At 39.7% G+C, this 11,621-nt stretch carries 6 protein-coding genes and 1 pseudogene; all 7 read right to left on the minus strand.

Annotated elements, in window-relative coordinates; all coding sequences use genetic code 11:
• A pseudogene (locus ABNR88_RS06160) lies at positions 1-293 on the minus strand (sulfur oxidation c-type cytochrome SoxA); the annotation flags it as partial.
• A 26-nt stretch (positions 294-319) separates the two neighbouring features.
• Positions 320-622, minus strand: coding sequence for a thiosulfate oxidation carrier complex protein SoxZ (soxZ, locus tag ABNR88_RS06165; RefSeq protein ID WP_291928148.1), 303 nt, complete (start codon positions 620-622; stop codon positions 320-322).
• A gap of 36 nt (positions 623-658) precedes the next feature.
• Entirely contained in the window at positions 659-1,105 is a 447-nt protein-coding gene (soxY, locus tag ABNR88_RS06170) for a thiosulfate oxidation carrier protein SoxY (protein WP_291928150.1), read from the minus strand.
• 10 nt (positions 1,106-1,115) lie between these two features.
• Positions 1,116-1,463 (minus strand): sulfur oxidation c-type cytochrome SoxX, encoded by a 348-nt coding sequence (gene soxX, locus ABNR88_RS06175; protein WP_291928153.1) that lies wholly within the window; start codon positions 1,461-1,463, stop codon positions 1,116-1,118.
• 119 nt (positions 1,464-1,582) lie between these two features.
• A complete protein-coding gene (gene trpE / locus ABNR88_RS06180; protein WP_348670184.1) occupies positions 1,583-3,037 on the minus strand; it encodes an anthranilate synthase component I in 1,455 nt (484 codons plus the stop codon).
• A gap of 83 nt (positions 3,038-3,120) precedes the next feature.
• Positions 3,121-7,305, minus strand: coding sequence for a DNA-directed RNA polymerase subunit beta' (rpoC, locus tag ABNR88_RS06185; RefSeq protein WP_291928159.1), 4,185 nt, complete (start codon positions 7,303-7,305; stop codon positions 3,121-3,123).
• A 13-nt stretch (positions 7,306-7,318) separates the two neighbouring features.
• Positions 7,319-11,401, minus strand: coding sequence for a DNA-directed RNA polymerase subunit beta (rpoB, locus tag ABNR88_RS06190; protein ID WP_291928163.1), 4,083 nt, complete (start codon positions 11,399-11,401; stop codon positions 7,319-7,321).
• Between the last annotated feature and the right edge of the window lie 220 nt (positions 11,402-11,621).

Here is an 11,621-nt window from a genome sequence, read left to right on the forward strand (position 1 = left end):
GCTGCCGCTGGATCTGCAAGTGCTGCACACTTGTTAAGACCAAACTTTAAGTACTCTGCACCGCCCTTTTCAACAGACTCCTCATAAGGAGGAATACCGTCCAAAATTTCTTCAAATTGATCTCTTGAACCAGCGTCATATGCATAAACACCATTAGTATAGTCTGCAAACTCAACATTCGGTTGAATTGATTTAAAGTGACCGATAAAAGCTTTTTGGTCAGAGGCCACATCCGCAGATGCCACTCCAACTAAAAAACCGATACCAGCAACTGCTGTTATTAGTTTTTTCATTAATCTCTCCTCAATAATAAAAAAAGTTACTTAGACTTTGCAGTCGCAGAACCCGTTTTACCTTTATTGTCTTTGTACTTAAGCTCGATTGTGTCGCCTTTAGCGCCAGCAACATTAAACTTAAAATACGGATTTTTAGAAATAGAACTACCGATATCTGCATCAACCACAACATTGCCGTTGTGAGAAACTACCATATGAACGATATGATTTGCAGGTACGATTTTACCTTTTTTCTTGCGTAAACCAGTTTCCATTGGGTGCTTAATAAGCGCCTTAATACCGATAACACCTTTTCTAGCCTTTGGCTTTAATTTAATTGATCCCATTTTATATTCTCCTAATTAATATGATTCGTTACCGAATTAACCGCCACAGCCGCCAATTGTTACTTTAACTTCTTGAGTTACCTTAGTTGTTGCACCACCCGCAGTGACAAGTGCATCTACTGGAGATGTCTTACCCATTTTAATACGAGTAGAAACATAACCTGCTGCTGCACCAGATAAGTTAAATGAAGCTGCCAATGGTGTGCCGTTATTCACAACATAGAAAGAGATGTTAGTCACACCATCCATCTTAGAGGCATCTACTGTCATTGGTACAACTGCACCATTTTCAGCAATCTTTGGCGCTTTAAATTTAAATGAGCCCTTACCTGCACCTGCTGAAGATGCAGTTGCTGCATCTGATACCGCTTTAAAATCTGCAGTATTTGCAAATACCATTGATGGGGTTAGTAAGCCTGCGCCTACTGCTGTTGCAACGGCAGAACCCGCCATTGCGCTTTTTAGAAATAATCTTCTTTTCATCTTATTCTCCTTATTTTGAGTAAATGTAATTGGTCACTTGATCAATTTGTTTTTCGGTCAAAACAGCATGCTTTCCAAACGGAGGCATAATTGTTCCCGGGTTTTTCACAGTTGCATCCCAAATTTGCGCTCTTAAATCAGCTTTATTTGGAAATCTTGCCTTCATTGCAAGTAGTGGTGGACCAATGTTGCCTGGCAGGTTTCCGCCTGGAATCATATGGCATGCTAAACAATTGCCCGCTTTACGGCCAAAAGTAACCTCTTCGTCTGTCATTTCTTTAGCGCCTGCTTCTAATGGCATTATAAATAATGCGGCTAGAGTGGCTACTGCTGAAATTGAAGAAATAGTTTTCTTCATGTTTCTCTCCTCTTTATATAAAAAAATAAACCCATAACAGGGGTCAAACCCTACTAATCAACCTATGTTATACATTTTTCACGTAAATGCAACTCTATTATCAATCTTTTATATTGTTTTTAGACTTGTGTTGCAGCAGCAATTAGGGCGCGTGCTTTATGCATGGTTTCATCCCATTCCGACTGAGGGATAGAATCATGTACAATACCCGCACCCGCTTGTACGTAAAGCGTTTCATCCTTAACAATGGCAGTTCGGATGGCAATAGCCATATCCATACCACCATGCCAAGATAAATAGCCAATTGCGCCTGAATAAATATTGCGCTTAAGTGGCTCGACTTCGTTAATAATTTCCATAGCCCTTACTTTGGGTGCACCACTCAATGTACCTGCAGGAAAAGTGGCCTTAAGTACATCCATGGCACTCATACCCTCTTCAAGGTCACACTCTACATTAGACACAATATGCATTACATGAGAATATCGCTCAACAAACATTTTATCTGTCAACTTAACGCTACCAGTTTTGGCAATCCTTCCTAGATCATTACGCCCCAAATCAATTAGCATGAGATGCTCTGCGATTTCTTTTTCATCTGCCAGTAAGTCTTTTTCTAGTGCTAAGTCTTGTTTTTCAGTCGCGCCACGAGAACGAGTTCCAGCAATCGGACGAACAGTTGCACGCCGATCGCCATCCACACGAGTTAGGATTTCTGGTGAAGATCCGACAATCGCCACATCATCTAAATTTAGATGATACATATAGGGGGAAGGATTAAGCCTTCTGAGCTGTCGGTACAGCTCGATTGCTGGCGCTGTGTAAGGCGCACTCAAGCGTTGAGAAGGCACTACCTGCATAACATCTCCAGCCACAATATATTGCTGAATATGTTTAACTACTTTTTTATAATTTTGTTCACCAAAGCTTGATTTAAAATCTTTTGTTGTTAAGCCATCAGATTGATAGGCTTGTTTAGTAAGTGGCTTTTCAATTTCAGATTCAATTGCATCAAGACGCTCCAATGCTTGCTCATAACTCTGTATCTCCGGATTGACGTGTGTGATTAAAAAAGCCTTATTAGCTAAATTATCAAACACAACCAAATCATTAGAGACCATTAGCAAAATATCGGCAATATCAAGCTCGTCCTTAAGATTAATGTCTTTTAGCTTTGGCTCAATATAACGAATAATTTCGTAACCAAAGTAACCCACTAATCCACCATTAAATTCAGGCAGATCTTTAATTTCAGGCACTTTAAATTGTTGCTGATATTGCTCAACCCATGCTAAAGGATCTTGCACTTTAAAGCGCTCAACAACCTCTGAGTCATGCTCAATTTGAATATCATAATCAAACACCTTAACCACGGTCTGTGCATGAAGACCAATAATTGAATATCGCCCCCACTTCTCTCCACCCTGAACGGATTCAAATAAATAACTATAGCTATTATTAGCTAATTTTAAATACAGACCTAGAGCTGTATCAGTATCAAGTATAACTTCCCGAAATACCGGGATGTGGTTGTAGTCCTGAGCAATGTATTTATTAAAACTTGTCTTATCCATGCACGCATTTTAACGGATTTTAGGCATAAAAAAACCGCATCCATAATTAGATGCGGTTTTAGTATTAGCAAATAGCTAACGCGTTACTCTTGCACTTCTTCCGCTTCACTTAACTCTGCTGCCAATGCTATCTCAGCATCAGCACTTTGAGTCATGCTTGCAGCGCGCTTAGCACGACGCTCTTGATGATGTGCAAAACCAGTACCAGCTGGAATTAAGCGACCAACAATAACGTTTTCCTTCAAGCCTTGTAGTGTATCTACACGACCCGTTGTTGATGCTTCTGTTAGTACTCGAGTTGTCTCCTGGAAAGAAGCAGCTGAAATAAATGACTCAGTCGCTAATGACGCTTTTGTAATACCCATCAATAACCTTTGGTAAGTAACCAAAGACTTACCTTGAGCAGTCAATTGCTTATTAGTTTCGATTACTCGAGTGTACTCAGCAGTCTCACCATTAACAAACTTAGAGTCGCCAGCATCAAGCACTTCAACTTTACGCAACATTTGCTTAACAATTACCTCAATATGCTTATCTGAAATGTTTACACCTTGTAGGCGATATACATCTTGAACCTCTTTAACAACGTAATTAGCTAGCGCTTCAACACCTAATAAACGTAGGATGTCGTGAGGATTTGATGGGCCATCAGAAATCACATCACCTTTTTCAACAGTTTCACCATCGAACACGTTAATTTGACGCCATTTATGGATCATCATTTCAGTCGCTTCACCTTCAGCTGAAGTAATAATCAAACGATCTTTACTCTTAGTAGGGTTGCCGAAACTAATTACACCCGCTTCTTCAGCAAGAATTGAATGGTCCTTAGCTTTACGAGCCTCAAACAAATCAGCAACACGTGGCAAACCACCAGTAATATCACTTGTCTTAGACTGATCTTTCGGAATTTTAGCTAGAACTTCACCAGCTGTAATAACTTGATTATCTTCTAAGTTGATTTTTACCATTGAAGGTAAGTAATGCGTTGATAACACAACTTCAGAATCACTCTCTTCAACCATCTTAATCATTGGTTTAAGACCTTTAGCCGCCGCAGATCTTTCAGCTTCATCGATCATTTCAAAGAAAGTTAAGCCAGTTAATGGATCTGTATTTCTATTAACCGTAATGCCCTCTTCAAAGTCAACAAAAATAACTCGACCTGATTGCTCAGTAATAATCGGATGCGTGTGCGGATCCCAGTCAGCAATCTTTTCTTTCGCCTTGACACTACCACCTTCTTGTACGTGAACAACCGCACCGTATGGAATCTTGTAGCGCTCAACATCTTGACCTTTAGTGTTTCTAATTGTCACTTCAGCTGATCTTGAAATTACAACTAAATCATCGTTGTCATTTGTAATTGACTTGATATTCTCAAAGTGCGCTGTACCATCAACATTAACATTAATACTACTAACCGCAGTTGATGCAGATGCTGCGCCACCAATATGGAAAGTACGCATTGTAAGCTGTGTACCTGGCTCACCAATTGATTGCGCTGCAATAACACCTACTGCTTCACCAACACCAATCTTATGGCCACGAGCCATATCGTTACCATAACAACTTGCACAAACACCGTAGCGTGTGTCACAAGTAATAGTAGAGCGAACTTTAATAGATTCAACACCCAAATCATTAATTTTGTCAGAATCACCTAATGAAACTAGATGGCCTTTTGGCATGAATACATCATACGTATCTGGAATTAATACATCTTCTGCAACAACACGGCCTAAAGTAGCGGCGCCTAATGTTTGCACAATATTACCACCATCAATAACAGCCTTCATAATCAGGCCATTATCCGTGCCGCAATCTTCTTCTGTAACAACCAAATCCTGGCCAACATCTACTAAACGACGAGTTAGGTAACCTGAATTAGCTGTTTTAAGTGCCGTATCAGCTAGACCTTTACGGGCACCGTGTGTAGAAATAAAGTATTGCATGTTATTCAAACCTTCACGGAAGTTTGAAGTAATTGGAGTTTCAATAATTGAGCCATCTGGCTTAGCCATTAGACCACGCATACCTGCCAACTGACGCATTTGCGCTGGAGAACCACGAGCACCTGAATCAGCCATCATGTAGACTGAGTTAAATGAGGCTAGTTTTTCAGTTTTTCCATCTTTAGCTTCAAATTCTTCAAAGCCGATTTCATCCATCATTGCTTTTGCAACGGTTTCTGAAGTTCTAGACCAGATATCAATAACTTTATTATAACGCTCACCATCAGTAACAACACCTTTAGAGTATTGCTCCTGAATATCCTTAACTTGCGCCTCTGCATCTTCAATCATGCCAGCTTTTGTTTCTGGAATCGTCATGTCATTCGAACAGAATGAAATGCCTGACTTAGTTGAGTACTGGAAACCCATGTACATCATTTGGTCAGCAAACATAACTGTTTCTTTCAACTCTTGGGTACGGTAACAAACATGAATAAGGTTTGATACCACTTTCTTAGAGATTGCTTCATTGATCAAATCAAAAGATAATCCATTAGGCAAAATTCTTGAAAAAATTGCACGACCTACTGTGGTGTCAACAATACGTGTTGAGCTCGGCTCAAACTTACCTGAATCGTTTTTACTATAGTCTTGAATTCTTAATTTTATCTTTGCATGTAACGTTGTATATCCAGCTTCATAAGCATTTAAAACTTCTGAAGGTGAAGTGAAAACCATGCCTTCACCTTTTTGATTAATTTTGTCACGTGTCATGTAATACAAACCCAAGATAACATCCTGAGAAGGTACGATAATCGGCTCACCACTTGCAAGGTGCAAAACGTTATTAGAAGCCAACATAAGTGTTCTTGCTTCTAACTGAGCTTCTTCCGATAATGGTACGTGTACTGCCATTTGGTCGCCATCGAAGTCAGCGTTAAATGCGCCACATACTAATGGGTGTAATTGAATTGCCTTACCTTCAATCAATAAAGGCTCAAACGCTTGAATACCCAAACGGTGAAGTGTTGGTGCACGGTTTAGCATAACTGGATGCTGGTGCACAACTTTTTCTAAAATATCCCAAACTTCTGGTGTCTCTGCTTCAACCATTTTCTTAGCAGCCTTAATAGTAGAGGCCAAGCCTTTAGTTTGTAAACGGTTGTAGATAAATGGCTTAAACAATTCTAGCGCCATTTTCTTTGGCAAGCCACACTGGTGTAGCTTAAGGTATGGACCACACACAATTACAGAACGACCGGAATAGTCGACACGCTTACCTAACAAGTTTTGACGGAAGCGACCTTGCTTGCCTTTAATCATATCTGAGATAGACTTTAATGGACGACGGTTATTACCCATTACTGCACGACCACGACGACCGTTATCAATCAAAGAGTCAACCGCTTCTTGCAACATACGTTTTTCGTTACGCACGATGATTTCTGGCGCATCAAGCTCCAGTAGGCGTGCTAAACGATTATTACGGTTAATAACACGACGGTATAAATCATTCAAATCTGAGGTTGCAAAACGACCACCATCAAGAGGCACCAATGGGCGCAAATCAGGCGGAAGAATTGGCAACACTTTAAGAATCATCCATTCTGGCTTATTGCCTGATTGAATTAAAGAGTCGATTAACTTAAGGCGTTTATTGTATTTCTTAAGCTTAGTTTGAGATTTAGTATTTAGACTATCTTCACGCAAATTAGCCGCTTCTTTTTCAAGCTGCATTTCAGCCAAAACATCTTGGATTGCTTCTGCACCCATTTTTGCTTCAAACTCATCTTCACCATACTCATCTAACGCATCAAAATACATTTCTTCAGTTAATAACTGCTTATGCACTAAAGGTGTTGATCCTGGATCTGTTACCAAAAATGCTTCAAAATATAGAACGCGCTCAATATCCTTAAGCGTCATGTCCATTAATAGGCCTAAACGAGAAGGTAATGACTTAAGGTACCAAATGTGAGCAACAGGCGCTGCTAATTCAATGTGTCCCATGCGTTCACGACGCACTTTAGAGAAGGTAACTTCAACACCACACTTCTCACAAACAACGTTGCGAAACTTCATGCGTTTGTACTTACCACATAAACACTCAAAGTCCTTCATTGGGCCAAATACCTTTGCACAGAATAAACCTTCACGCTCTGGCTTAAAAGTACGGTAGTTGATGGTTTCAGGCTTCTTAACCTCACCATATGACCATGAACGGATCTTTTCAGGAGATGCTAGACCAACTTTAATTGCATCAAAGTCTTGTTCTTTATTTTCTTGTTTTAATATTGTTAATAAATCTTTCACTTCACTCTCCTAATTAGTATTGCTCAAGTTCGACATCAATACCTAACGACCTGATCTCTTTAATAAGTACATTAAATGATTCTGGCATCACTGACTCAGTCAGGTTTTTACCATCAACAATACTCTTATACATCTTCGCACGACCTGCTACATCATCAGACTTAACGGTTAGCATCTCACGTAAAGTGTGTGCTGCACCATAAGCTTCCAATGCCCATACTTCCATCTCACCAAATCTTTGACCACCGAACTGAGCTTTACCACTTAATGGCTGCTGAGTTACTAATGAGTAAGGACCTGTTGAACGCGCATGCATCTTATCGTCAACTAAGTGATTTAGTTTTAACATATGCATGTAGCCAACCGTAACAGGACGATCAAACGCCTCACCGGTACGACCATCATATAATTGCTCTTGTCCTGACTCAGGTAAATCTGCAAGTTTAAGTAATGACTTAATATCTTGCTCTTTAATACCATCAAATACCGGTGTTGCCATTGGCACACCGCCTCTTAGGTTTTTAGCTAACTCAATAATCTCTTCATCATTAAAGGCATTTAAGTCTTCCTGCTTGCCGTAAGAGTTGTAAATTTTGTCTAAGAATGCTCTAATTTCAGCTACCATTTCTGTACGCTTTTCATCAAGCATAGCTGCAATCTTAAAGCCTAAGCCTTTTGCTGCATATCCTAGATGAACCTCAAGCACCTGACCAACGTTCATACGTGACGGCACACCCAATGGGTTAAGAACTACATCAACTGTAGAACCGTCAGCTAAGTATGGCATATCTTCAACTGGAGAGACGCGTGAGATAACACCTTTGTTACCATGTCGTCCAGCCATCTTATCACCCACTTGAAGTGTTTTGCGTGTTGCCACATAAACTTTCACCATTTTCATCACACCTGGTGGCAATTCTGCACCTTCGTTGATCTTGGCTTTTTCCTCTTCAAGGAATTTGTCAAATTCGACCTGCTTAGCCTTGGCCTGCTTAACTAGTGCTGCTACTTCCTTATTAACTGATGAATCTTCAACCTTAATTTTAGCAACATCTTTGTTATCAAGCTTTTTCATAAGCTTGGCATTCAGCTTCTCACCTGCTTTAATATCACCAACTGCTTTAGTGATCACATTGCCTGATAACTTAAGGCGAACACGACGGAAAATATCACCATCAATAATGCCAAATTCATCGTCAATATCTTTCTTAATCTTTTCTAGGCGTTCAGCATCAATGCTTAATGCTCTTGAATCTTTTTCTACACGATCACGAGTAAAGACTTGAACGTCAATAACCACGCCTGATTTAGAAGCACCAATGCGTAAAGAAGAGTCTTTAACGTTGTTGGCTTTTTCACCAAAGATTGCGCGTAATAACTTCTCTTCCGGCGACAGAACTGTCTCACTCTTTGGTGTAACCTTACCAACAAGGATGTCACCACCCTTAACACGTGCACCCACATAAACCACACCGACTTCATCAAGTTTGGCTAGAGCTGACTCACTAACGTTAGGAATGTCTGCTGTAATTTCTTCAGGGCCTAACTTGGTGTCACGAGAATAAGCAGTTAACTCTTCGATATGAATCGTAGTGTAACGATCATCTTTCACTACTTTTTCAGAAATCAAAATTGAATCTTCAAAGTTGTAACCGTTCCATGGCATAAAGGCAATCTTCATATTTTGACCTAGTGCTAATTCACCTAGATCAGTTGAAGGGCCATCTGCCAATACATCACTCTTAGTAATCTTGTCACCAACTTTTACCAATGGCTTTTGATTAATACAAGTATTTTGATTAGAACGTGCGTACTTAGTTAGGTTGTAAATATCAACACCTAACTCGCCCGCTACTGTCTCTTTAGAATCAACTCGGATTACAATACGAGAAGCGTCAACTGCCTCAACAACACCGCCATGCTTTGCAGTTACACAAACACGAGAATCTGTTGCTACAACACGCTCAATACCTGTTCCTACTAGTGGCTTTTCAGCGCGCAATGTAGGTACCGCTTGACGTTGCATGTTAGATCCCATAAGTGCACGGTTTGCATCATCATGCTCAAGGAATGGAATGAGTGATGCTGCTACTGATGAAATTTGCTTAGAGTCAATATCAATTAGAGTTACTTCGTCTGAATTAACCAGAACAAACTCATTTTTATTTCGGCAAGAAATCAAGTCATCCATCAATTGACCTTTAGAATCAACAGTTGCATTAGCCTGTGCAATGGTATGAGCAATTTCATCAATAGCTGATACGTAGATAATTTCGTCTGTTACCTTACCTTTTTTAACAACCTGATAAGGTGTTTCAAGGAATCCGTAGTCATTGGTTTTCGCGTAAACGGCCAATGTGTTAATCAAGCCAATATTTGGCCCTTCCGGTGTTTCAATAGGACATAGACGACCGTAATGTGATGGGTGTACATCTCGAACTTCAAAACCAGCACGTTCACGGGTTAATCCGCCAGGACCTAAGGCCGAAATACGGCGCTTATGAGTAACACCTGACAATGGATTAACTTGATCCATAAATTGTGATAACTGCGATGAACCGAAAAACTCTCTAACTGAGGCCGATACTGGCTTAGAGTTAATCAAATCTTGCGGAGTTAATTCGTCAGTTTCTGCTAAATTTAAACCCTCTCTAACAGCCTTCTCAACACGAACTAAACCAATCCTAAACTGGTTCTCAATCATTTCACCAATCGCTCTTACACGACGGTTTGCCAAGGTATCAACATCATCAACAGAATCATTACCATCTTTGATATCAATTAGCAATTTGATCACGCTTAAAATATCTTCATTGGTCAATACATGCTCGCCTGTTTCAGACTCTACACCCAAACGACGATTAAGCTTCATACGGCCAACTTTAGAAAGGTCGTAGCGATCATTCTTAAAGAATAAGTTGTTAAATAATAAATTAACCGCATCTTCAGTAGCAGGCTCTCCAGGACGCATCACATGATAAATACTCATGCGCGCCTCAATCTCAGTTTGAGTGTCATCTAGACGCAATGTGTCTGAAATATAAGCACCTGTTTCAGACTCATTAATATGTAGAACATCAAACTTCTTAACTTTGTTTGAGACCAGCACTTCAAGAATATCTTCAGAAACAACCGTATTGGTTGCAATTAGGATTTCACCAGTTTCCGTATCCACAATGTCATTTGAAATAACTTTATCAATTAAAGACTCTAATGGTGCATTGATAGACTTAACACCCGCAGCGTCTAAAATCTTTACGTGCTTAGCAGTAATACGGCGACCTTTTTCAACCACAACATCTTTGCCGGACAGAATGTCAAATTCAGCAATAGTGCCTCGTAGGCGTGATGGCTTAATACCTAAATCACATGACTTGGCCTTCATTTTTACCGAAGAACTTTCAAAGAAAGTATCTAGAATCTCAGCACTAGATAGACCCATTGCACGAAGCAATGTTGTCACTGGTAATTTACGACGACGATCGATTCGAACATATAAATGTTCATGATGATCAAACTCAAAATCCAACCATGAGCCACGGTAAGGAATAACGCGAGAAGAGAACAAGATCTTGCCTGATGAGTGTGTCTTACCCTTGTCATGTTCAAAAATAACACCCGGAGATCTATGCAGTTGAGAAACCACAACACGCTCTGTACCATTGATAACAAAGGTACCTGTATCTGTCATTAAAGGCAATTGCCCTAAGTAAACATCTTCTTCAATGATCTGCTTAACTTTACGCTTCTTCTTAAGCGTAGAGCCATTTTTATCGAACAATACCAGGTTAAGTTTAACGCGTAATGTAGAGGCAAAAGTTACACCACGTAACTTACACTCCTCTACGTTAAACTTAGGCTCTTGTAATTCATAATCTACATACTCAATTTCGGCATAGCCGTTAACTGCTGTAATTGGAAAAACAGATTGAAACACCGCTTGTAATCCAACATCTTCTTTACTATCGTTACCAGCTTGAATAAAACTGTTAAAAGAATCAATTTGGATAGCTAGCAAATCTGGCTCTTGCAAGATTGATGCTCTTGAACCAAAATTATTTCTAATGCGCTTTTTTTCCGTAAATGAATAAGCCATAAATACCTCGTATTAGTCGATCTAATTCGTTTAAGAAGTTATTCTTCTTAAAATAAAACCAACCCATTACTTAAATAAAGTAATCGGTTGAAATTGCACTCAATTAAGAGTGCTTATGCAATAAACACCAAAATCCCCTAGTGGGGATTTTGGGTTTTTACGCTGAACTTATTACTTAAGTTCTACGCTAGCACCAGCTTCTTCAAGCTGCTTTTTAACA

Origin of the sequence: uncultured Candidatus Thioglobus sp. (assembly GCF_963981275.1) — a bacterium.
Classification (GTDB): domain Bacteria; phylum Pseudomonadota; class Gammaproteobacteria; order PS1; family Pseudothioglobaceae; genus Thioglobus_A.

Bases quoted from the DNA above. Each gene is read 5' to 3' on its own strand.
- soxZ (WP_291928148.1), bottom strand. From the start codon at position 622: ATGGGATCAATTAAATTAAAGCCAAAGGCTAGAAAAGGTGTTATCGGT.
- soxY (WP_291928150.1), bottom strand. From the start codon at position 1,105: ATGAAAAGAAGATTATTTCTAAAAAGCGCAATGGCGGGTTCTGCCGTT.
- soxX (WP_291928153.1), bottom strand. From the start codon at position 1,463: ATGAAGAAAACTATTTCTTCAATTTCAGCAGTAGCCACTCTAGCCGCA.
- trpE (WP_348670184.1), bottom strand. From the start codon at position 3,037: ATGGATAAGACAAGTTTTAATAAATACATTGCTCAGGACTACAACCAC.
- rpoB (WP_291928163.1), bottom strand. From the start codon at position 11,401: ATGGCTTATTCATTTACGGAAAAAAAGCGCATTAGAAATAATTTTGGT.